The sequence below is a fragment of the Paenibacillus sp. EB106-05-06-XG162 genome (genome assembly GCF_058791655.1).
In genome coordinates, this window is the sequence record NZ_JBYTDT010000002.1 from 153,178 (window position 1) to 177,062 (window position 23,885).

The following is a 23,885-nucleotide window of genomic DNA, read 5'->3' on the forward strand; positions in this document are numbered from 1 at the left end:
GTGGAAGGGAAGGGTTTATTTAGATTGTGCTATGGATAGAAATCTACATTGGAGAGGAGAGACGTATGAAGTTTCTTAAGCCTTATATTCGAAAGTATTGGAAGCTGTTCGGGATTGCGGTGTTCTTCCTCATGATTGAGGCGTTATGCGATTTACTCCAACCGACGATTATGGCGAAAATTATTGATGACGGCGTAGCGAATAGTGAGATGAATGTTGTACTGCGTTTGGGCAGCCTCATGCTCATGATTACGTTGTTCGGCGCATTGACTGCGTCGCTGCGCAGCGTTATATCGTCCAGGGTATCGCAGCGGTTCGGAGCAGAGCTTCGAGCGGATTTATTCCGTAAAATTCAGGGTCTGTCCTTCGAGAATATGGATCAGTTCGATCGCGCTTCGCTCGTCACGAGACTGACCAACGACGTCACGCAAGTGCAGAACTTCGTCAACGGCTTGATGCGGATTTTCGTTAAAGCGCCGCTCGTCTGTATTGGCAGTCTGATCATGGCGGTGCGGCTCAATATGCAGCTGTCCGTGGTCTTAATCGTGGTAGTTCCACTCGTGGCTGTATTTATTTTTCTCAATATGAAAATTGGCTTTCCTTTCTTCGTGAAGGTACAGCAGGCGCTGGATAAGGTCAATGGCGTGATGCGCGAATACCTCTCCGGTGTGCGTGTTGTGAAAGCGTTTAACCGCTTCGATGTGGAAGTCGATAAATTTGAGCAAGCCAACCAAGGGCTTCAATCCCGGTCGACGACGGCGATGCGCGTCATGTCGGTGTTCAGTCCTCAGATTGTGCTTACGGTGAATCTCGGCATTATTGCGGTGCTCTGGATCGGAGGCCTGCGCGTGGATCAGGGGCAAATGCAGGTCGGCCATATTATCGCCTTCATTAACTATATGACACAAATTTTGTTCTCCCTCATGATGATCTCGATGATCTTCAATATGTTTGTACGTGCTAAGGCTTCCGCAGAGCGGATCGGCGAGGTGTTCTCCACATGGAATGCGATGACGTGGGACAGCAAGGTAGAAGGTCAAGCCGATCAGCGCGGTCGGATCGATTTCGACGAGGTGACGTTCGCGTATGCGGGGACATCGGGAGACCCGGTGTTGAAGCGGATTTCGTTCTCCTGTGCGCCGGGTCAGATGATCGGGATCATAGGCTCAACAGGTTCGGGGAAGAGCAGCATGGTTCATCTTATTCCGAGGTTCTATGACGCAACATCCGGTACAGTCAGCGTCAATGGCGTGGATGTTCGTCGAATGGATCCGCAGAAGCTGCGTGAGACGATTGCAATTGTACCGCAGAGAACCGTACTGTTCTCGGGGTCTGTAATCGAAAACATTCTCTACGGCAAGGAAAATGCGACGCAAGAAGAGATCGAAGCGGCTGCGCGGATCGCAGAAGCGCATGATTTTATTGCGGAATCTCCCGAAGGGTATCATTCCCGAATCGGGCAAGGGGGCGTCAATTTCTCGGGAGGTCAGAAGCAGCGATTGTCTATTGCAAGGGCACTTGTCCGTAAGCCGGACATTCTCATTCTCGATGATAGTACGAGTGCCGTCGATGTCGCGACGGAGTCCCGCATTAAGGCGGGGTTGAAGCAATACGCAGCAGGACTTACCTGTCTGTTGATCGCACAGCGCATTACATCGGTCATGGATGCGGATCGGATTATTGTTCTGGAGGACGGCGTCATCGTTGGGCAAGGGACGCATCATGAGTTGATGGCCGATTGTACGGTATATCAAGAAATATTCCAATCCCAATTGGGAAAGGAGATGAATCAATATGCCGCAAAATAGTGGCTCAGACCGCGCAGCAGGTACAGCGGCGGCAGCAGTAAGACCGGGGCCAGGCGGTCCGGGAGGCGGCTTCGGCCACCGCGGAGCGGGAAGAACTGTCGTGAAGCCGAAGAATTTCAAGGCGACGCTCTCAAGGTTATGGCAGTATGTCGGAACCGAACGCCGCTGGCTGATGACGATTTTCATGTTCCTGATTGTCGATGCATTGCTCATGCTGTTCGTCCCATATTTGATCGGCAAATCAATTGATACGATGACGGGCCTAGAGGGCCGTGTGGACTTTGATCTGCTCGAAGTAATTATTATTGTACTCGCTTCGGCCTATCTCATAGATGCCGTCCTGACGCTTCTCCAAGGTTGGTTCATGGCGGGGGTCTCCCAGCGGATCGTGATGAAGCTGCGCAGCGCGTTATTCGCGAAGCTGCAGAAGCTGCCTGTCGCCTATTTCGATCGGCAGTCCCATGGCGAGGTCATGAGCCGTCTCTCGAATGATATCGATAATGTGAGCAACACGATTTCCCAATCGACGACGCAGCTGATGTCCGGGGCGATTACGATTGTAGGCTCGCTCGTCATGATGATCGTGTTAAGTCCGATTCTGACCTTGGCGAGTCTCATCACGGTGCCGCTTGTCTATCTGCTGACCCGGACGATTGCACGGCGGACGAGTGTGTTGTTCAAGGAACAGCAGGTTCAGCTTGGCAAATTAAACGGACATATTGAGGAGACGATTTCGGGAATTGAAGTCGTGAAGGCGTTCAATCATGAGGAACGTGCCATTGCGGACTTTGATGCGGTGAATGACCAACTGTTCGAAGTTGGGCTGAAGGCGCAAATTTGGTCAGGATTCCTTATGCCGATCATGAATGTGATCAATAACCTCGGGTTCGCCGCAGTTGCGATGGTCGGTGGGGCACTCGCTGTGAAAGGGATGATTACAGTCGGCGTTATTGCGGGCTTTATCAGCTATTCTCGGCAATTCGTTCGCCCGCTCAACGACATGGCGAATATATTCAACGTGCTTCAATCGGGTGTAGCGGGTGCGGAACGTGTCTTCGAGGTGCTGGATGAGCAGGAGGAGCCCGAGGATGCACCGGGAGCCATTGAACTGCGGAATCCGAGTGGACATGTCGTCTTCGAAGATGTGCAATTCGGTTACCGCCCGGATGTGCCCATTCTAAGTCACGTCAGTTTCGAGGCGGAGCCAGGAAGTAGTACGGCGCTCGTTGGACCAACCGGTGCGGGCAAGACAACCATTGTGAACCTGATTACGCAGTTTTACGACGTGACGGGCGGGCGTATCCTGATTGATGGCAGAGATATTCGGGATTACACGCGAGATAGCTTGCGACGCGCTTTCGGCTTCGTGCTGCAGGATACGTACTTATTCTCGGGTACGATTAAGGACAATATTAAGTACGGCAAGCCAGATGCGACGGATGCAGAGATTCGGGCGGCTGCTGCCATGGCGAATGCGGATGTATTCATTCAGCGGCTGCCGAAGAAATATGACACGGTACTCTCGGAGAATGGCGGCAATCTAAGTCAAGGTCAGCGGCAGCTGCTGGCGATTGCACGAGTGATTCTGGCGAAGCCATCGATCTTGATTCTGGACGAGGCGACGAGCAGTATCGATACGCGTACGGAGCTGCATATCCAAGATGCGCTGCTGAACATTATGCAAGGGCGGACCAGCTTCATTATTGCGCATCGGCTGAATACGATTCGAGATGCCGATACGATCATGGTCATTGACCATGGCTCGATTGCAGAGAAGGGCGGACATGACCAATTGCTGCAAGAAGAGGGCGTCTACGCGAGAATGTTCAACAACCAGTTCCGCAACCTGGAAGAGAAGCTGTCGTAATCTTATAGGTAGGGAAGCAGCAGATGGAGGGCGAGAGCCCTCCTTTTCTCATTACTTGCCAACGCGCTGATGCACCATGTAATATTAGGCTGTACAGAACTTAGCACGTTGACAGAGGGAAGGAGGTACGACATGGCATTAGGACCGCGTGTATTAAAAACAGGAATTGCTGTCGCGATGGCACTATATATCAGTATGTTTCTTGGATTCCAGACGCCTGTCATTGCAGCCGTTGCCGCGATCTTTGCTATGCAGCCTTCTATTTATCGTTCTTGGCGTTATTTCTTGGACCAGCTTCAGACGAATACATTGGGTGCAGCTATTGCACTTCTCGTCGGCATGGCATTCGCGAATGATCCACTCATTATTGGTTTAACTTGTATTATTGTGATCATGATCTGTCTGAAAATGAAAATGGAAGAGACCATCGGTCTGACGCTCGTGACAGTCATTGCCGTGTTGGAAGCTTCCGGGCAATGGGATTTCGCATTAAGTCGGTTCTTACATACGCTCGTCGGGATTGGTTCGGCTTTTGTCATTAACATTCTGTTCTTCCCGCCGAAGCCGAATGTACAGTTCTTGAAGCAGATAGATGCTGTGTTCAATCGGATGTCGCTGCTCCTTAGGACCGCCATCTCCGATGAGATGAAAGAATCCTCTTTCCGCTCCGAATACCAAGCACTCGAGACGGAAATGTTGTCTTTGCATGATAAATTTAAATTGTTCGAAGAAGAGATCAAGAAGATCAAACGCGCCAAGTATCGCAGATCGCGGCAGATTGTTGTCTACAAACAGATGCTGAACACGCTCCAGAAAGGGCTTGAAGTGCTAGAGACGATCGATAATCATTACTTCCAATCCACACGAACGCCGGAAATCAATGAAGCCTTCGACAGACATTTGGAGCTGCTTGAGAAAGCGCATGAATTAGTCCTGTTGAAATTAGACGATAAAATGAAGCCAGAGCTGGAGAGCATCGAACAGATGGAGATCGAGAACGAGAAATTCCTCCAGACGGTGATGCAGGAAATTCATTTCGATGATGGCTCGCGGCGCTTATCAATCGTGGCTGCGGCTTGCTATGAATACGGATATCAGATTGCGCGACTGGACCGGCTGGCTGGTCATGCAGATATTGAGGAGAAAGTTACGTCGTAGTTCTATATCTTTTCCTAGAATAGCAACAAAACCCGCGTGCAAGGGATGCTCATCAGGCAAACCGGCACGCGGGTTTTGTTCTGTGTATAGAGAACGAACCGCTTACCGCGGTCGTTTCTCTTGTGAGGATTACGGCGTGAATTCGCTAATATTCATGGCGTTCGCTTCGACCGAAATCCAATACATCGCGCCTTCTGTTCTCAAATACAGATTCAACGCATCTTCTGTGTAAGGGCCGGACGTTATTTTGAAGTTGCCCTCACGGTCAATGGCCACTTGAACTTCTTCAATCGCCTTCGGCTTCTTCCCGCCAGTCTGAACCATCAATGTCGTCTGTTGCCCGGCGATGACGGTGAATTTCCCTTCGACGGTTAATGTGCGATCTGGATGATAGGTTGCAATAAGCGTGTAATCCTTGAGAACGGCAGGCTTCTTGTACGACTCTCGCTTCGGTAGAGGTGGCAAAAGTTCTGCTGGCGTAGGTTTGATTGGTCTTCCGCGTAGCGATTTCATTTTCGGCTTCAGATCGGCGAGCAGCTGTATGGCTTCCTGTTGTGTCATTGTGCCTTCGTTATTGAATCCGTAAATCGTTGAATCGGTATCCCCTTTGAGGTACCCCATGCCTAGCACGTACCAGATGGCGTTGTACTGTGTAAAATGAACCCCATCCACGGATGCGAGGACTTCGGCGATTTTCACGCGCGTAATCGGCTTGTCTCTAGCCGGAATGGATGTTAAGCCGAGTAACGGAATATTGCGGCTTGCGGCGATCTGGTAAGCGGCATCTGCCGCATGTTTCTTGCTCGCCGGGGCATATGCATCCACATCGATCTGATGCTGCTTCAGCAGCATTGTCCAGAATTCAGCTTCGGTCACCGCGGCGTCTGGTTTGCTCGCGGTTAGCGGTGGATAGGTCTTGGTTTTCAATTTCGGCAACACCTTAATCAGGACTCGCTCGGTGGCTAAGTTTCCGACATGCGCCGTGATGTAATAATTAGCAGCCTTGATTCCTTGGAAGCTGGAGGAGGATACGGGTTTTAACCCTGCCGGGTTATTGCTGACATAACGTACATGGCTTGTGATCGGTTCAGTAACGGAATCATCGTAGAAGCCCGTGACGCGTATAGACGTTTCTTCCCCTTCATTGATAACGAGTTCATCGGGAGAGCCGGCAATGCTCAATAATTTATGGCCCTCGCCCGTCTTGAAAGACCAGGATTGATGCTGGGTTTCGGACGAGCCCTCCGTTCGGTAAGCTAGCTGGACGCGATAGGTATGAAAGCCCTCCAAAATCGTTTTTGGATACAGGAAAAGCGTATTACCGCTATAGATTTCCTCATAGAATGGAATGGCTGCACCTTTCTCGTCAATTAAGCTTGCCTCGTGCCAATCGATGGCATCGATCGTTGTAGCCGAGATAATATAACCAGAATAATCCACACCGAACTGGCTCAGCGGATTGGGAACTTCGTTGCCGTAGAAGCCTACAGGGGCTTGGGTCATCCCTGGAAAAGGATAGACTGCGATGCCGTACTGAAGCGGTGTAGGCGCACGAGTGCCGCCTAGATTCACGACCGCGGTGCCGTCAACGAGTGCGATTCCGACTTCATTGTATTTGGGGCTAAGGATGATCGCGCGATGGTATGCGGTATCCAGCCACCCCTGCATGGCCTGTATGCTCGTCTTCTGCTTGAAATGCATGACTTCGCCTGAGCTGCGGTAGGTGACCGTAGGATTCCATCCCGCCGCCTTCATGCGATCCATTGCGCTCGTGCCGGTGAATCCTTCCATGCCTTGTTTCTCTTGATGGGCACTTAGAGAGACCTTCTTGTCTCGTTCGTGCCGGTTGTAATAGGCGGCGTGGCTTCTTGCAGCTTGTGTAATCTCCTTGCTGAGTACGAGGGCAGGCACGCCAACTTGGGCACGGATTTCATTCAGCATCGCTAGCGCGTCGAGTTGATCCTGTGCATCGCTGGACGAATCCGTGCTGGCTGCTGCTCGAGTCTGTTCTAGAAGAGCGGATTGCACGAAATACATGCCGAGCGTCAGCAGCAAGATGATGCTGAGGCGGGCGAACTTGCGGCGATGCTGTCCGTGCGCTTGGATGGTGTTACTTGGTGTGTCGGTAGACATTTGAATGATTTTCCCCCTGTCGAATGATGTCAGTTCTATATGAGACAGTTCGACGCCACCTAATTATTACCTTCTTTGGGTATGGATTTTTGGAGTTTCGCATTTTCGTGCTCCGCCTCTCCCGGCTACTCGTCTCTCGATGCAAGTGCATTTAATCGTCTTTTCCGTCTTTTTCAGGATATTGTGTGACGAAATCAGGAATGTTCGCTGGTAAAAACGGATTCACACCCTATAATGTGATAAAAATCACATTAGAAAAATCCTGCGCATGACAGAATACAGGAAGGAAGTGGGGCGGGGAGCCTTCGCCTCCAAATTATAATGTTATCGAAAGGTGGATATAAACGGATGGATGCTGTATTTCTGGCAAGATTACAATTCGCATCGACGACAATCTTTCACTTTATCTTCGTACCGATATCCATTGGTCTTGCGTTAACGATTGCAATTATGCAGACCATGTACGTCGTTAAAGGCAAGGAAGAATACAGAAGCATGGCGAAATTCTGGGGTAAATTATTTCTCATTAACTTTGCAGTTGGGGTTGTTACGGGGATTCTGCAAGAATTCCAGTTCGGGATGAACTGGTCAAACTACTCGAGGTTCGTCGGAGACGTCTTCGGGGCGCCGCTGGCGATCGAAGCTTTGCTCGCGTTTTTCTTAGAATCGACGTTTATTGGTCTATGGATTTTCGGATGGGATCGACTATCGAAAAAGGTGCATTTGGTCTGCATTTGGCTCGTTAGCATCGGTACGATTATCTCCGCATTCTGGATCTTGCTTGCGAACTCATTCATGCAGCGTCCAGTTGGATTTCAAATTCTGAATGGCCGCGCGGAGATGAATGATTTTTGGGCCCTGATCACGAATGGCCAGCTGCTCGTAGAGTTTCCGCATACGGTATTAGGTGCATTTGCAACAGGCGCATTCTTGATTACGGGGATTAGTGCTTACAAGCTGCTGAAGCGTCAAGATGTGCAATTTTTCAAGAAGTCTTTCCATATTGCGATTATTATTGGTCTGATTTCCTCTGTTGGCGTGGCGCTGTGGGGACATCAACAAGCACAATATTTGATTCATACGCAACCGATGAAAATGGCTGCCAGTGAAGCCTTGTGGGGCAAGAGTGGCGATCCCGCGGGTTGGACGGTCTTCGCGACCATCGATCCGAAGAAGCAAGAGAATGGGATGGAGATTCAGATTCCGTACTTGCTGAGCTTCTTGTCATATAGTAAATTTTCCGGTGAAGTTAAAGGGATGTTAGAACTGCAAGCCGAATATGAAGCGACATATGGTCCGGGGAATTATATTCCACCGGTACGCACAACCTTCTGGAGCTTCCGCATCATGGTTGGAGCGGGATCCCTGATGATTCTTATGGGTCTATATGGTACGTTCCTGGCGTGGCGCAAGAAGCTGGAGCAGCCGAACAAATGGTTCATGCGTTTGATGGTCTTAGGCATTTCGTTACCGTTCATCGGGAATACATTCGGTTGGATTATGACGGAGATTGGGCGCCAGCCTTGGACGGTCTTCGGATTAATGCGTACGGAAGACAGTATCTCACCGAGTGTGGGTGCGGGGCAGATTCTGTTCTCTGTCATTGCTTTTTCAACCATTTATCTGATTCTGGCGATTATTCTTGTCTATCTATTCATCAAAGTGATTCGCAAAGGGCCTTATGCGCCGGATGATCACCATGATGAACATTCCCATGATCCATTCGATCAAGTTGTGAAGGAGGAGAAGCAACATGCACTTACTTAATGATCTCTGGTTTGTTCTAGTGGCGGTGCTGTTCATTGGGTTCTTCTTCCTCGAAGGGTTTGACTTCGGTGTCGGGATGTCGACGAAATTGCTCGCGAGAACGGATGGAGAGCGACGCGTGTTGATCAATTCGATCGGTCCTTTCTGGGACGCGAATGAAGTCTGGTTGATTACTGCAGGGGGTGCGATGTTCGCAGCTTTCCCGAACTGGTATGCGACCTTGTTCAGTGGATATTACACACCGCTTGTGTTCCTATTGCTAGCTCTGATCGGGCGCGGGGTCGCGTTCGAATTCCGGGGTAAAGTCAAACATGAAAAGTGGAAAAAGACATGGGATTGGGTTATTTTCCTCGGCAGCTTATTGCCGCCGTTATTGCTTGGTGTCGTCTTCGCAGGCTTGATCAAAGGGCTTCCGATTGACGCACAGATGGAAATGAAGGCAGGCTTGTTCGATATGGTGAACGGGTACACGCTCGTTGGCGGTCTAACGGTCGTAATGTTGTGCCTCGTGCATGGTCTGATGTTTACAACATTGCGTACAGTGGGAGACTTGCAAGTAAGAGCGCGTAAGCTCGGACAGATGCTGCTCATTCCACTTGGAATATTGCTTGCAGCTTTCGGAATCATGACATATACAATGACGGATGTGTTCGAAGTTCGCGGCGGCATTCTTGCAGCGGTCGGCGTCGTTGGCCTCATTGCGTTCTTGTTGTCAGGTTACTTCATGAAGGTAAAAAAAGACGGCTGGGCGTTCGGGATGACAGGTGCGGTGATCGTGTTGTCGGTTGCATCGGTATTTATTGGTTTGTTCCCGCGTGTTATGATTAGTTCGATTGATCAAGCGTTCAACTTAACAATCGATAATGCAGCATCGGGAGCATACTCCCTTAAAGTTATGACGATTGTAGCGTTAACTCTGCTGCCATTCGTATTAGGTTATCAGATTTGGAGTTACTTCGTATTTCATAAACGGGTTCACGAGAAGGAGCACTTGGAATACTAATGGGAAAAGACATAATGGGATTGAAGGGGGCAAAGTCGGTGCTTGCGCTGACTGCCTTCCTGACCCTTGTTCAAAGTGTGTCTATTATATTGCTAGCGACATGGCTGGCGGAGGTCATCTCCGCCTTGTTCGCTGGCCAACCGCTGCAGGAACAGTACGGCAAAATGGCCATGTTCCTGTTTGCTTTTATATTGCGGCAGATCACGGGTCTTGCGATGCAGAAGTTAGCCTATCGGTTCGCGGAGACGACGGGCAGAGAATTGCAGCAGCAGCTGCTGCAGAAGCTGTTCGAGCTTGGCCCTCGGTTCGCGAAGAAGGAAGGAACGGGCAACCTCGTGACGCTCGTGCTCGACGGCATAACGCAGTTCCGCACCTATCTGGAGCTGATCGTTCCGCGGATGATGGGTGTGGCGATTACGCCAGCGCTTATTGTCCTCTTTATCTTCGTGAAGGACCCAACAGCGGCGCTTATCCTGATCGTAACCTTGCCGATTCTGATCGCCTTCATGATCTTGATTGGGCTTGCGACGAAGAAGCATACCGAGAAGCAATTAGAGAGCTATCGGAAGCTCTCTAATCATTTCGTCGATTCCTTACGTGGATTAGAGACGCTGAAGTTCCTCGGCCGCAGTCGATCCCATGGGGATACGATTGAACAGGTGAGTGACCGCTATCGCAGCGCGACAATGAAGACGCTGCGGATGGCATTTCTCTCTTCTTTTGCGTTGGATTTCTTCACAATGCTGTCGGTTGCTTCGGTGGCGGTCAGCTTAGGGCTGCGGCTCATTAATGGCGAGATGGGGCTTGAAGTTGCGCTGCTCGTGCTGATCCTTGCACCGGAATATTTCTTGCCTGTGCGAATGGTCGGAGCGGACTATCATGCGACGCTCAAAGGGAAAGAAGCCGGCAAGGCCATGCAAGCGATGATCGCGGAGGAAGGGCTGAAGGCTGGAGCGTCGGTACTTCCGGCAGGATTCACATGGACGAAGGATAGCGTTCTGTCGTTATCGCATGTGAATGTTCAGCATGAAGCAGAAGGGCCAAGTTCCTTGCAGGACGTATCGCTTGAGATTGCAGGCATGAAGCGCATCGGGATCATTGGGGAGAGCGGCGCAGGCAAATCGACGCTCATCGATGTACTTGGCGGCTTCTTGCAGCCGAACGTGGGAACCTTCCGATTGGATGGCGTGAACATCCCGGGGCTGCATGATGCAGCATGGCTCGGAGAGACGACGTATATTCCGCAGCACCCATATATTTTCGATATGTCGCTGGCTGATAATGTGCGATTCTATCGTCCAGAGGCTTCGGATGAAGAGGTGGCGGAGGCGATTGCGGCCGCAGGACTTCAAGAACTGGTGGCACAGCTTACACTTGGCATGAACGAGGTTATTGGAAATGGCGGTCGGCAGCTCAGCGGCGGGCAGGAACAGCGGGTTGCGCTGGCACGGGCTTTTCTAAGTGATCGATCGGTCATTCTGTTGGATGAACCGACAGCTCACCTAGACATTGAGACGGAGATGGAAATCAAAGAGACAATGCTTCCGCTGTTCGCCGATAAGCTCGTGTTCCTCGCGACGCATCGATTGCATTGGATGACGGATATGGATCTCATCCTGGTGATGGATCAGGGACGGCTGGCTGAGATGGGGACACATGAAGAGCTGCTCTTGCAGCGCGGCGTCTATTACGGACTGATGACAGCAGAAATGGAGGGAATATCGTGAGAGAAGAATCGTGGTTCCGTCCTTACGTTAGGCAACACGGATGGCGGTTCGCCATTGTTATTGCGTTGTCCCTCTTGACTGTGCTGGCAGCGAGCTCGCTCATGTTCACGTCAGGCTTCTTGATTTCTAAATCGGCGCTCCGTCCGGAGAATATTCTGCTCGTCTATGTCCCTGTCGTCTTAGTGCGTACGTTCGGGATCAGTCGAGCTGTCATTCATTATGTGGAGCGTCTGGCTTCGCATGACGCGATTCTGCGCATCTTATCGAAGATGCGGGTACGGTTGTATCGCATGCTCGAACCGCAAGCTTTGTTCATCCGTTCGCGGTACCGGACGGGGGATGTGCTTGGGGTACTCGCGGACGATATCGAATATTTGCAAAATGTCTATTTGCGCACCGTATTTCCGACGGTTGTCGCGCTTATCATGTATATTGCTGTAGTCGTCTTGCTAGGTTGGTTCGACATCGGCTTCGCGTTCTTGATGGGGTTGTATTTGTTCGTGCTTGTCTTTGTACTGCCTGGCGTATCATTAAGGATCACGTATGCGCGGCATGAGCAGATGAAGCAGCAGCGCAGCCGGTTATACCGTAAGCTGACGGACGCCGTGCTTGGCATGGGCGATTGGATGATTAGCGGGCGTGCTGCGCAATTTGCCGCGGCCTATGAGGCCGATGAACAGCGGGTAGCGGCGATTGAACGATCGCTTAGCCGCTGGGCGCGCGGACGGATGTTCATCGCCCAGTGTATCGTAGGGCTCGCGGTGGTATCGATGGCCTATTGGTCAGGACAACAGGCTGCCTCGGGTTCGTTCGCCGTGACGTTGATCGCGGCGTTCACGCTCGTCGTCTTCCCGCTGATGGATGCATTTCTACCGGTCTCTGAGGCGATTGAGAAGATTCCGCAGTATCGCGATTCGCTCGGGCGTCTGAATGAGATGAGAGGTGACGGCGGGGATCTTGGAGTTGATCCTTCGGCAGGTTTACCGCTTCTCGTGGGGCAGGATGCGCATATTCAGCTTACAGATGTATGTTATCGGTATCCTTCATCGGAGCAGCTGGCAAGAGACGTTGCCGATCCGCAGACTTCAAATTGGACGTTAGAGGATATCCAGCTTGATCTGCCGCAAGGGAAGCGCGTGGCGATCATCGGCCGCAGCGGCGCAGGGAAATCGACGCTGCTCAAGCTTGTACAAGGCGCACTGGTGCCGAATAATGGCGAAGTGCTGATCAATGGCGTTCCCGCGAATCATTATGGTGAGCAGATTGCCTCGGTTGTCTCGGTACTGAATCAGCGACCGCATCTGTTCGATACGACGGTGGCGAACAACATTCGCCTCGGACGGCGCGATGCCTCGGACGAAGAGATCGCGGTGGTTGCGCAACAGGTCAAGCTGGATCAGCTCATTGCATCGCTGCCGGAAGGGTATGCGACGCCGATGCTCGAGACCGGGCAGCGGTTCTCTGGCGGCGAGCGGCAGCGGATCGCCCTCGCGCGCGTGCTGCTGCAGAACACGCCCGTCGTTATCCTCGACGAGCCGACGGTTGGCCTCGATCCGCGCACGGAGCGCGATCTATTGCAGACGATCTTCCGTGCGCTGCAAGGCAAATCGCTGCTCTGGATCACGCACCATCTGGTGGGCGTGGAGCAGATGGACGAAGTCGTCTTCATCGAAGATGGGCGTATTGCGATGCGAGGCAAGCACGCGGAGCTCATGGCGCGGGAGCCGCGGTATGCGAAGCTGTACCGGTTGGATCGCCCGCAGATTCATATATAATGCAAAAGCGGTACCTGCGATGGAAGTCGTGGGTACCGCTTTTATTTGTTTCCGTTGGTTCTACGAATCTTTCTCCATCATCTGGACGAAGCTTGCAAGCGCAATCGATCTAACGTGGGTTCGCTTGACGATGAATTGAATCCCAACGTGGCGCAATTCCTCTGGCAGAGGAAGACAATGTACATCGGCAGGGATGAGATTTCTCGGCAATAAGGAGATGCCCATGCCTTCTTTGACACCTGTCAGAATGGCGTTCAGCGTATCGAATTCCATGAGAGACACAGGCTGGTGATCCTGTCGATCGAACCATTCAAGCAAGCGTCGGCGATATGGACAATCGGGAAAAGCATTTACAATAATAGGTTGTTCCAGCGGATGAGGATTACTCGATGACGATATGAGTACGAGCTCCTCCTCCCAGTGCATGACGGCTTCGACGTGCTCATCATGGAATTGGTCGCTAATGAACGCGCCATCGAGCTCGCCATGTGCGACATGTCGAAGCAACTCCATTTGATTACCAGTCTTCATGGATATCTGTACTTGCGGAAAGTCGCGGTTATATCGGCTAAGCAGGACGGGCAGGCGCTGAGCGGCAAAGGTCTGTGTAGCCCCAATCCGCAGGACGGCTTGGGCTGGCGTCGCTGCTACTTCTTTTTTACCTTCTTCCAGTAAGTTGATCACTTGGTTCGCATAGTGGAGCAGCTTCTCGCCTGCAGGCAGGAGAGTTACGCCTTTATTCGTTCGTTCGAATAGGGGGACGCCGAGCTCCTGCTCCAGCTTCTGAATGCGAAGTGTAATATTGGACTGCACGTACCCTAGTCGATCCGCCGCTCTAGAGAAGGACAATTCCTCGGCAACGCATTGGAAAATTCGAAGCTCAGGACTTTCCATGACAATCCCTCTTTTCCCGGTATCAGTAATATTAATAGTCAGTATGATATCTAACAATTATACAACGAGATCTAGGGGAAGTACGATGGTAATGGAAGGACAGCAACGAATGGAAAGGATCGGTGAGTCTCGATGGAATTGCAAAATAAAGTGGTGTTAGTAACGGGTGGAGGCACAGGCGTAGGCCGGGCAACGAGTATGCTGCTTGCGAGAAAAGGCGCCATCGTCGCAGTGAACTATTCCAGATCGGAAGCGGAGGCTCTTGCAACCATCCAAGCGATCCGGGACAACCAGGGTCAGGCCATCGCCGTCAAAGCGGATGTATCCAATGAGCAAGAGGTGCAGCAGATGATTGCGGACATTGCGCATAAGTACGGGACTGTGCATTACCTTGTGAACAATGCGAGCATTACGGCGCAGCTTCCGATGAGCGACCTGGATGCCGTGACGGATGAGATGTGGGATCGTCTGCTCGCCGTGAATATCAAAGGGATGTTCTATATGGCGAGAGCCGTGGCTCCGTATATGAAGAAGAATGGAGAGGGTGCGATCGTGAATCTCGGCAGCGTCGCGGGAACGACAGGGCTCGGCTCCTCGCTGCCTTACGCCGTATCCAAAGCAGCCGTGCACGGACTGACCAAGTCGCTCGCCCATGCGCTTGCGCCAGATATCCGCGTTAATGCGATTGCCCCGGGCGCAGTCGACACACGATGGTGGGCAGGCCATGAGGCGAAGATGCAGCAATTGGCGGGCAGCATCATGCTGCAGCGGATATCGACACCGGAGGATATTGCGGAGTCAATCGTCTCCATGCTGCTGCAGAAGTCACTGACGGGCCAGATCATCACCGTGGATAATGGTCAGACGATGTAGAACGAAGCCTTGCGAGCGGCACCATTGGATGAATACAGAGGGATGGGATACAAGCTAAAAAAAGCCCAGCACAGTGTATCGTGCATGGGCTGGTTTTGTTATTAGGGTAAGAACCCGATATCAGGTTTTACGCGTTGCGAATCGAATCAGCTGCCGTAAACTGCGAATTCATAAAGGGAATACCAGTAGCCGGTGCCTTGATTTGTCGCAAGCATCCTGACATACCTTGCATTTAGCGGTTCGAAGTAGATGTCGTCGATGCCGCCATCGCCCTCCGATGTCACATACACATCTGACCAGTTGAGTCCATCGTTCGACAACTGGATCCTGTAACCCTTCGCATAGGCAAACTCCCAGTTGAGCTTGACATTATTGACGCGGTACTGTTGTCCGAGGTCGACGTAGATCCATTGCGGGTTGGAATATAGACTGGACCATCGGGTCGTCAGGCTGCCATCTACCGCTTTATCGGCCGTGTATGCGGCTGTCTCGTTGGAAGAGGAGGTTGCCGTTTTGTTCAGCGCTAGATTCGGTTTGCCGTAAATCTGGAATTCGTACAAGGAATAGCCGTAGAAGGAGTAAGCTCGCTGCGTGCCGTACATCCGGACATACCTCGCGTTAACCGCAGCAAAGGAGATGTCGTCGATACCGCCGTCGCCCGTTGTCGTGGTGTATACGTCCGTCCAGTTGGCCGCGTCGTTGGAAACTTGGATCTTGTAGCCTTTGCCATAGGCCAGCTCCCAATTCAAGATGACGCGATTCAGGTTGTAAGCCTGCCCAAGGTCGACCGTAATCCATTGCGGGTCGGCGAATGTGCTGGACCATCTCGTCGTTCCGTTGCCGTCCACCACATTGTTCGCCGTCAAGGTGGCGTCCTGATAGGTTGATGACGTGGCCGTCTTGTTCAATGCTAGATTGGTCGTTAAGCCGGATCCTACGCTATCTCCGAATACTTGGAACTCATAAATGGAGTAGCCGTACATCGTCCCGCGTTCCGTCGCGCTCATTCTTACATACCTTCCCGTTGTAGGCGCGAAGCCGATATCGTCGACTCCGCCGTCGCCTGTCGTTGTCGCATAGACATCCGTCCAATTGGTGGCATCGCTGGATACTTGGATTTTGTAGCTCTTACCGTATGCGTACTCCCAGTTCAGCTTGACGCGGTTAACGTTATAGTCCTGCCCGAGATCGACGTAGATCCACTCATTGTTTGAATTCTGCTGGCTTGACCATCTCGTGCCGAACAAATTGTCGACGGCTTTGGCTGCGTTGAGGGAAGAGCTCTGGTTCGTAGAGGCGACGGCCGTTTTGCCGGATGCTAGGTTGGTTGGGATCGTGTACGTCCCTTTGGTGAATTTGTAGATGTCTTCATACATCTGTCTACCGTCATAAATGCCGTTTATGCCGCTGTTGTTCTTGTTTTTATAGAAGTTATATATCGCGAAGATATCTTGGTACCAGCCCTTGACCGCTCCCGTCATATATCCGTATTCCGCGCCGGCTTTCAAGTAATTATCGAACCGGTTTTTGAAATCGAGGTCGTGCATCGCCCTTTCGTCAAATTCCATCTCGATGCCTTCATTGTAGGTCTGGGCTTGGGTGGTTACGGCCGTCATTCTCGAATAGTCTGAACTTGGAACGAAATAGTGGTTGGGCTGCTGAATGCTGAAATCGAAGGTGTAGTTATGCCAGTTGTTGCTCTGCCCGGCGCCGAAGTACGGAATCCAGCAAAATTTCAGGCCAAGCGTATGGAGATAGTTGCCAGAGTTATTGATCGCATTCACTTCACCCTGATTGCCGGTATCGATATCTTCGTGGAACCAGTAGAAGCCCTTTAATTCAAGGTTGCTATAATTGGCTTGGTTCCATCTGCTTCGTACGGTATCGATATACCACTTGGTGACCTTGGTCAGATTGCTCGGGTTGGCATTCAGGTTCTCGCTGATGCCGTCGTTATCGACATCGCCGAAATTGGTGATTTCGCTGTTGGGGTAAGGAATCATAATATAGACTTTGGATTTATAACTTGGTTGGTTGAGTGTGGTCGCAACCTGTTGGGTGGCCTGATTCAGGGCATCGAGTTGTTGATTGGCGGTGAACAGGCGGTTCATGTACCACTCCCAATCCGTCTTATAGGTCCACTTGGCAGAGTCCGCTGTATCGCCGAAATCTCTATAATCGGGGGTATTGATTCCTAGGAACAGAAATGAGTCGAAAAAAGTGTCGTCCATCGTGTTACTGCTGTTGTAGTGCGCAACATAAGGCAATAATGTATTTTTGTCGTACGTGCCGAGTTCTTTTCCCTCGTATGTCGTTCGTCCGCCGTAATATCCGGTATACAACAAGGCCATATTCTTCACATTTCCAGATGCTGCGGTGTTGGGTGGAAAATATCCCGTCGCTGCGGCAAGGTCAAGCGGCTGCTCCAGGTCGGATGAAGGCTCTGGTTGTGGTTCGGGCTGACTAGGAATTTCGGGTAACGTCTGTTGATCCCCGGGCTGCGTAGCCGCTGGCGGGGTATCCCCTTCTGCCTTAGCTACCGATGGATGAGTTGAAAAAACAATCGAGAAGATTAGCGCAAATAGTAACAACAACGAAATTCGTCTTTGGTGCCCCTGACTACGTTTCATTTTTCATCCCCATTTCTTAGATTGAAATGATAGTTACGTTGTTACAAGTCGAGTACATGGGATTTGCCCGGGCGCCCATTCACTCCAAGAGGCCTCTTCACAGTTAATACTATGAGACAAATTCATGCGTGCTAAATAGATATTTTATTACTTTTGATATACACTTCTTTACTTTCATGACATTTTCTCACCTAAAAATAAAAAGCCTGCCATCAACCTGACAAAATATTGGTAAAATTTATCATTTTACTAGGTGTCATCTTAGATACTGTGCAAATACGTCGTCGTGGTCAAGCTTCGTTCGGAGCCTCCGCGTGCAGTCGCTTCATCTCAAGGTGGATTATATCCCTTCCAAGTCGACAGACCACGCGCATTGGATTTCATGATGCGTTGTGAGCGGCTTGGAGGGGGTTTTTTTTCGGGGCCCCGGGTTATTTAGCGCCCGGACAAGGCATTTTGAATTTTATGTAAATATGGCTGTAGGCAATTGACACTACCCTAGTGGTGTCTTATGATTTGATCATAAACACAGGTAAAAACAACTAAAAACAACCAAATAAAATTAATGAAGTAGGTATTAATTGTTTTACAGGCGAATCTAATCATATAAAAGGAGTGTGTGGCGATGGCAATACCGTATCAAGGGAAAATAAAAGGCGTTATATTTGACTGGGCAGGGACGATGGTGGACTATGGTTGTTTTGCTCCATTGCTTGTATTCGTCAATGTATTTAAGAAGTGGGAGATTGAGATTACAGCCGAAGAAGCGCGTGGACCGATGGGCATGCTGAAGCGTGATCATATTAAGGCGCTGCTCGAGATGGAACGTATTGCGGGATTGTGGCAGGAGCGCTACGGAAGAATGCCGGAGGAAGCCGATGTCGATGCGCTTTACGCTGATTTTGAGCCGATGTTGTTCACAGATTTAGCGCGTTATACCGATCCGGTACCGGGAGCATTGGAAGTCGTTGCGAACCTCAGAGAACGTGGCCTTAAAATTGGTTCAACGACGGGCTATACGGCAGAAATGATGGAGATCGTCGCGGCAGAAGCGAAACGCAAAGGTTATTTCCCAGATACACTCGTCACACCAAATGATGTGTTCGCAGGACGGCCTTACCCTTGGATGTGCTACCGCAACGCGGAACTGCTCGGCATTTATCCGATGGGAGCGATGGTCAAAGTCGGGGATACAATCAGCGATATATTGGAAGGCGTGAATGCCGGCATGTGGAGTGTAGGCGTCATCCAAGGCGGCAGCGAGTTAGGGCTGAGTGAGGCAGAAGTAGCAAATATGCAGGCAGAAGAACTGGAAGCTCGGATGCAAGTGGTTGAAGAGCGGTTCAAGGCCGCAGGCGCGCATTATGTAATTAAGCAAATCGGAGAATTTCCCGCCTTAATCGACCGTATTAGCGAACGTATTGCTCAAGCTGAGGTCGCTGAGGTGTTGGTTTAGTTACAGACCGATGCTATCCATCATTTCATAATCGAGGAGCGTAACAATATGAATACTGAACTGTTAGATGATAATCCGTATTTGCTGCTCACCCCAGGTCCGTTATCGACGAGCAAGAGGGTCAAAGCTGTGATGCTCAAGGACTGGTGTACATGGGATCGCGATTATAATGATCTGGTACAGAGCATTCGCCGCCGGCTTGTTGCGCTTGCAACGCAGCGTATTGAAGAATATTCTGCCGTGTTACTGCAAGGCAGCGGTTCGTATTGCGTAGAATCGGTGATCGGAAGCGCACTGGGCAGCACAGACAAATTGCTCGTCTTGACGAATGGGGCTTATGGCAAACGGATCGTTCAGATGGCTGAAGTGCTAGGGGTTCAAGTGGTGGTGCTCGACAGCGGCGAAGTCTCTCTTCCGGATTTGGATGATCTGGAATCGTTGCTTCAGCAGGATTCTTCGATTACCCACGTAGCGATGGTCCATTGTGAGACGACCACGGGGATTCTGAATCCTATTGCGGAGGCGGGCCAGATTGTGAAGTTGTACAATAAAGTGTTCATCGTGGATGCGATGAGCAGCTTTGGCGGCGTGCCGCTGGATGTGGCTGAGCTCGGTATCGACTTCTTGATCAGCAGCGCGAACAAGTGTATTCAAGGGGTTCCGGGCTTCGGATTCGTCATCGCACGCATCGATCGGCTCCAGGCTTGCCAAGGTCAGGCGCGTTCACTCTCGCTGGATTTGTATGATCAATGGTATCATATGGAGCAGAATGGCGGCAAATGGCGCTATACATCTCCGACGCACGTCGTGAGAGCATTTGATGAAGCGATGCTGGAGCTTGAAGAAGAAGGCGGCGTTGCAGCAAGATATGCGCGTTATCGTCAGAATCAACAGAACCTTGTGCGCGGCATGCGGGATCTGGGCTTTGAGACACTTTTGGCGGATGAAATGCATTCTCCGATCATTACATCATTCTATTATCCAGACGCATCGTTCAAGTTCGAAGACTTCTATAAGGAGCTCAAAGCTCAAGGATTCGTCATCTATCCGGGTAAAATCTCCAACGCGGACACGTTCCGCATCGGCAATATTGGCGAAGTATATCCCGACGATATGGAGCGACTTGTATCTGCTGTTGGTCGTGTGGAGTCAAAAAGCTTGTAGACGATTGGTAAGTCTGCCAAGGACGATGCGAGTGCAATACTTGCATCGCTCCTTCTTCATGCTCTGGATAGCGAAGCCGTTGTTCTAAAGTTATAATGTGTAGAGATAAGTTGTATGACGGAGGGGATTCGCAGTTGTCGTTGATTGGCGAAGAACGTAAAGGAATCATATTAGAACAGTTGAACGCAGAGGGACAGGTTAAGACATTTGACCTCGTGCAGAAGTTAGGGGTGTCCTCGGAGACCATTCGTCGGTATTTGGAGGAGTTGGAGCTCGAGAACCGGTTGAAGCGGGTATACGGGGGCGCGGTGAAGATTAACCTCCTCGGCGAAGAGCCTTCCTATCTCAAGCGCGAAGTGATTTATGCCGAGGAGAAACGCATGATTGGGAAGGCTGCGGCCGCACTGGTGGAGGATAATGACGTCATTTTTATTGATGACGGGACGACGCCGCTTGCGATGATTGATTTTCTGATGAATAAGAATAACCTGACGGTGCTAACGATATCGATTCCGGCGCTGCATCAGCTGATTGAATACAAGAATAAGGAACTGTTCAATGGCGATATCTATCTGATTGGGGGCAAAGTGAATTCGAGGCATTCTCGAATTACCGGCTCCATCGCCGAGAAAATTGTGGATCTGTTCCATGCGGATAAGGCGTTCATTTCCATCGATGGAATGGTGCTGGGCAAGGGGATTACCGCCTTTGATGCAGAACGTGGGCAGCTCGTCAGTAAGATGATGGGCAATTCCAGGCAATCCATTGTCATGACCGATGGCAGTAAAATAGGACTTACCCAGCTCTATCGTATTGCGGAATGGCGAGATATGAATACGGTGATTAGCGACGTTCATATGCCGAAGGATTGGGTCAAACCGCTTGAGAAGTTTGGCGTGGATTGGATCGTGGCGCAGTAATATGTGCTGTGTCGGCAGGATGTGCAGTGTGTAGAAGGTGGAAGAGCTCCTTCAGTGTAGGTTGTAGGTTGGCTGCTATCATGGATTTTAGCATCAACTATGACCTAAACTGCGCCTATATCAGAGTTATCATGGACCCGACAATGAAAAAACGAGCCGTTAGCTTCTCTTCTAAGGCTCGTTTTGTAAATTATATTTCTTTGAAATGAAGTACAAAGCCTGCTCTTCCAGCGTTTTCAACTTGGCATTGATAGACGACATGGTCGATCGTGACTATGGCAGGTCTATTGTATTCTATAAACGTATAGGTTACATTCTCTTTCTTACAATAACGTTCAATTTCATCTAGGAACTCTTGTTTGTTCTTGGGCGGATGATCCAATTCGACTGAGAATCCCTTCTTCATAGCCTTGTCCCATAGAGATTTCAACATCATAACACCTCTTCCATTATCGATGACATTTCATTTAAGAATCGAAGTATACCTCTATTATACCCCTTGTTTTTTAATATTCACATTGTTTTTCATCACTTCTTTACATAAGCTAGAGCGACTGCTTCTGAGCAAGCCGAAGTGAATACAATTGTATTGATGTTCGGATTGGCGGTCCACTGTGATCGCCAATCTTTTGTGGTATATTTAATTTACATGAAGTCGGAAGGTTTGATAGATAGGGGCGAATGTATTGGTCAGTATTAAAGATATCGCTAAAAAAGCAGGGGTTTCCGTCTCAACGGTATCTTACGCACTGAATGGGAATCCGAAGGTAACCGAGGAGACGCGTGCTCGAATCCTGGTGATCGCTAAAGAATTAAATTATGTTCCGAATGCGGCGGCCAGATCTCTGAAGAAGAAGGAGTCCCGAATTATCGGTGTGTTCTTAACTGAATTCAGCGGTGCTTTCTATGGCGGTCTGCTGCAAGGCATTAAGGAAGTTCTGAATGATAAGGAATATGATCTGGTCGTGTGCAGTGGAAAGGAATCTCATCGGATGCTGCCGGAGCGGATTATTGACGGTGCCATCATTCTGGATGAGCAGTTCAATAGTGAAGAGCTGCTGCAGTACGCAGATCGTGGACATAAAATCGTGGTGCTGGACCGTGAGTTGAGCCATCCGAACGTGAATCAAGTGCTGTTGGATAATAAGGCAGGCGCGATGCTAGCGACGGAATATTTGCTTGAACAGGGGCATCGGAGGATCTATATCGTGAACGGTCCGAAGGGATCTTATGATGCTAGACAGCGTCTCCAAGCGTCGAAGCAGACACTCGATCGCCACCCGAATGTGGAATATATCGAGATCGACGGCGATTTCAACAAATCCGCAGGGGAGCAAGCGGCGAAACTGATTATCGAAGCGTATACAGAACCTGTTGCGGTGTTCTGTCTGAATGATGAGATGGCGATTGGGTTCTACAACTATGTAGCTTCAACGGAATATCGCATTGGGGAGCACATTCATATCGTCGGGTTTGATAACATCGAACTATCGGAATATACGCAGCCGCGTCTTGCGACCATTAACTATTCGAAGAAAAAATGGGGCGCGCTCGCAGCAGAACAATTGATTAAGCTGCTGCAAGGCGAATCCGTGGAGAATGAACGGATTTATGTGACGCTCGTGACGGGGAATTCGGTTGGGCGTGTATAGAGGGATAGCGAAGAAGGCTTATCTTCAAGCGATTTATATCGCTTAGGATAAGCCTTCTTTTTCAATGGGAAGATTTGTGGTCTATGGCATCGATTAATCCAGAGGGGGTTGACCATAGGTGTAAAATAGGGAATAGATGGGAGGGTTTACCTGATGGAAATACGGAAAAGACAAGGATTGACCGAGCAAGAATTGCATGACATCCGTATATTGGCGGATATTTGTGATGCGCTGGATGGAATTAAGCTGAAATTGAACTGGGTATCCTTACAGACGCGGCCCACACAAGAGACGAATGATTTTCTCATTTATGAGAACGGCGATCTGGTCGGGTACTTAGGCATTTATAGCTTCCAAACTTCGGAGGCAGAAATTAGTGGAATGGTTCATCCACTCTACCGGAGACGGGGAATGTTCACACAGCTTGTGGATGCGGCAGTGGAGGAGTGCAGACAGCGGGGATTCGGCAATATTCTCTTCATTAATCATCATCGTTCTACTGCGGGGCAAGCATTCCTGATCGCGCGGGGCACGAAGTATAAGGTATCTGAGCACTGGATGCGTTGTGAGCGGACGGATGCGGATCTTAGTGGCTTTCATGTTCGTGGCATGAGCGAGAACAATGTCCAACTTCGAGTCGCGCGAGATGCGGATAAAGAGCTGTTGGTTCAGCTTAATGTTGACGGATTCGATATGGAGGAAGCGGATTCGCGGGATTATGTAGAACGTACCTTCAATAGCCCACTGGAATATACGTACATCGCAGAAGCTGAGGGTCAACCGATCGGCAAGCTGGGTCTTACCTTCGAGGATGGCAGTGCCTTTATTTATGGGTTCTGTGTGAGTCCGCTCCAACGGGGGAAAGGGAATGGTCGATGTATTCTTGTCGAGCTCATGAACATGTTACAGCGCGAACAAGGGAAGACACGGTTCGAACTCGAAGTCGCTGTAGAGAATGCGCGCGCGCTTGGCATTTATGAGGATTGCGGTTTCCGTGTTATTAGTGCGAATGATTATTATGAAATGATTTTATGAAAATGGGGCCAGAGTGACTGAGA

The 23,885-nt window shown here is 50.3% G+C and carries 17 protein-coding genes; 13 read left to right on the forward strand and 4 right to left on the reverse strand.

Going from position 1 to position 23,885, the window contains the following annotated elements; genetic code table 11:
* Nucleotides 1-65 precede the first annotated feature (65 nt).
* From AC3WU2_RS06575 to AC3WU2_RS06585, 3 genes are all read left to right on the forward strand, one after another.
* Nucleotides 66-1,808 (forward strand): ABC transporter ATP-binding protein, encoded by a 1,743-nt coding sequence (locus AC3WU2_RS06575; protein WP_492452492.1) that lies wholly within the window; start codon nt 66-68, stop codon nt 1,806-1,808.
* Nucleotides 1,795-3,675 (forward strand): ABC transporter ATP-binding protein, encoded by a 1,881-nt coding sequence (locus AC3WU2_RS06580; RefSeq protein ID WP_492452494.1) that lies wholly within the window; start codon nt 1,795-1,797, stop codon nt 3,673-3,675. Before AC3WU2_RS06575 ends, AC3WU2_RS06580 begins: the two co-directional genes overlap by 14 nt.
* Before the next feature lie 132 nt (nt 3,676-3,807).
* Nucleotides 3,808-4,833 carry an FUSC family protein gene (locus AC3WU2_RS06585; protein ID WP_492452496.1) on the forward strand — a complete coding sequence of 342 codons (1,026 nt, stop codon included), beginning with the start codon at nt 3,808-3,810 and terminating at the stop codon, nt 4,831-4,833.
* A gap of 129 nt (nt 4,834-4,962) precedes the next feature.
* Here AC3WU2_RS06585 and AC3WU2_RS06590 read toward each other — a convergent pair whose 3' ends face one another.
* The gene (locus AC3WU2_RS06590) at nt 4,963-6,966 is read right to left on the reverse strand and encodes a CAP domain-containing protein (RefSeq protein WP_492452498.1); all 2,004 of its coding nucleotides are present in this window, start codon (nt 6,964-6,966) and stop codon (nt 4,963-4,965) included.
* 348 nt (nt 6,967-7,314) lie between these two features.
* On the opposite strand from AC3WU2_RS06590, the gene AC3WU2_RS06595 reads away from it, so the two are divergent.
* The 4 genes from AC3WU2_RS06595 to cydC are packed head-to-tail and all read left to right on the forward strand — an operon-like array spanning nt 7,315 to nt 13,238.
* On the forward strand, nt 7,315-8,733 hold the full coding sequence (locus AC3WU2_RS06595) for a cytochrome ubiquinol oxidase subunit I (protein WP_379344922.1): 1,419 nt from the start codon (nt 7,315-7,317) through the stop codon (nt 8,731-8,733).
* Nucleotides 8,720-9,736 (forward strand): cytochrome d ubiquinol oxidase subunit II, encoded by a 1,017-nt coding sequence (gene cydB, locus AC3WU2_RS06600; protein ID WP_379344224.1) that lies wholly within the window; start codon nt 8,720-8,722, stop codon nt 9,734-9,736. Before AC3WU2_RS06595 ends, cydB begins: the two co-directional genes overlap by 14 nt.
* Entirely contained in the window at nt 9,736-11,463 is a 1,728-nt protein-coding gene (gene cydD / locus AC3WU2_RS06605; protein WP_492452501.1) for a thiol reductant ABC exporter subunit CydD, read from the forward strand. The genes cydB and cydD overlap by 1 nt, the downstream gene beginning before the upstream one ends.
* Nucleotides 11,460-13,238, forward strand: coding sequence for a thiol reductant ABC exporter subunit CydC (cydC, locus tag AC3WU2_RS06610; protein WP_492452503.1), 1,779 nt, complete (start codon nt 11,460-11,462; stop codon nt 13,236-13,238). Before cydD ends, cydC begins: the two co-directional genes overlap by 4 nt.
* A 60-nt stretch (nt 13,239-13,298) precedes the next feature.
* Here cydC and AC3WU2_RS06615 read toward each other — a convergent pair whose 3' ends face one another.
* Nucleotides 13,299-14,132 (reverse strand): LysR family transcriptional regulator, encoded by an 834-nt coding sequence (locus AC3WU2_RS06615; RefSeq protein WP_492452505.1) that lies wholly within the window; start codon nt 14,130-14,132, stop codon nt 13,299-13,301.
* A gap of 132 nt (nt 14,133-14,264) precedes the next feature.
* Between AC3WU2_RS06615 and AC3WU2_RS06620 the strand changes: the two genes are divergently transcribed.
* Entirely contained in the window at nt 14,265-15,005 is a 741-nt protein-coding gene (locus AC3WU2_RS06620) for an SDR family NAD(P)-dependent oxidoreductase (RefSeq protein WP_492452507.1), read from the forward strand.
* A 146-nt stretch (nt 15,006-15,151) separates the two neighbouring features.
* Here AC3WU2_RS06620 and AC3WU2_RS06625 read toward each other — a convergent pair whose 3' ends face one another.
* Nucleotides 15,152-17,635, reverse strand: a complete 2,484-nt coding sequence (locus AC3WU2_RS06625) for a galactose-binding domain-containing protein (RefSeq protein WP_492452509.1) — start codon at nt 17,633-17,635, stop codon at nt 15,152-15,154.
* A gap of 625 nt (nt 17,636-18,260) precedes the next feature.
* On the opposite strand from AC3WU2_RS06625, the gene phnX reads away from it, so the two are divergent.
* The 3 genes from phnX to AC3WU2_RS06640 all read left to right on the forward strand — a co-directional run bounded on the left by phnX (nt 18,261) and on the right by AC3WU2_RS06640 (nt 21,175).
* Entirely contained in the window at nt 18,261-19,091 is an 831-nt protein-coding gene (gene phnX / locus AC3WU2_RS06630) for a phosphonoacetaldehyde hydrolase (protein ID WP_492452512.1), read from the forward strand.
* Nucleotides 19,092-19,139: 48 nt separating this feature from the next.
* The gene (gene phnW / locus AC3WU2_RS06635; protein ID WP_492452514.1) at nt 19,140-20,255 is read left to right on the forward strand and encodes a 2-aminoethylphosphonate--pyruvate transaminase; all 1,116 of its coding nucleotides are present in this window, start codon (nt 19,140-19,142) and stop codon (nt 20,253-20,255) included.
* A 134-nt stretch (nt 20,256-20,389) separates the two neighbouring features.
* Nucleotides 20,390-21,175 (forward strand): DeoR/GlpR family DNA-binding transcription regulator, encoded by a 786-nt coding sequence (locus AC3WU2_RS06640; RefSeq protein WP_492452516.1) that lies wholly within the window; start codon nt 20,390-20,392, stop codon nt 21,173-21,175.
* A 190-nt stretch (nt 21,176-21,365) separates the two neighbouring features.
* Here the strand turns inward: AC3WU2_RS06640 and AC3WU2_RS06645 are convergent, their stop codons facing one another.
* Nucleotides 21,366-21,611 carry a DUF4318 domain-containing protein gene (locus AC3WU2_RS06645; RefSeq protein ID WP_492452517.1) on the reverse strand — a complete coding sequence of 82 codons (246 nt, stop codon included), beginning with the start codon at nt 21,609-21,611 and terminating at the stop codon, nt 21,366-21,368.
* Between the two features lie 250 nt (nt 21,612-21,861).
* On the opposite strand from AC3WU2_RS06645, the gene AC3WU2_RS06650 reads away from it, so the two are divergent.
* Nucleotides 21,862-22,827: a LacI family DNA-binding transcriptional regulator gene (locus AC3WU2_RS06650; RefSeq protein ID WP_492452519.1), complete on the forward strand. Its 966-nt coding sequence runs from the start codon at nt 21,862-21,864 to the stop codon at nt 22,825-22,827.
* Nucleotides 22,828-22,980: 153 nt separating this feature from the next.
* On the forward strand, nt 22,981-23,862 hold the full coding sequence (locus AC3WU2_RS06655) for a GNAT family N-acetyltransferase (RefSeq protein WP_492452521.1): 882 nt from the start codon (nt 22,981-22,983) through the stop codon (nt 23,860-23,862).
* Nucleotides 23,863-23,885: the final 23 nt, after the last annotated feature.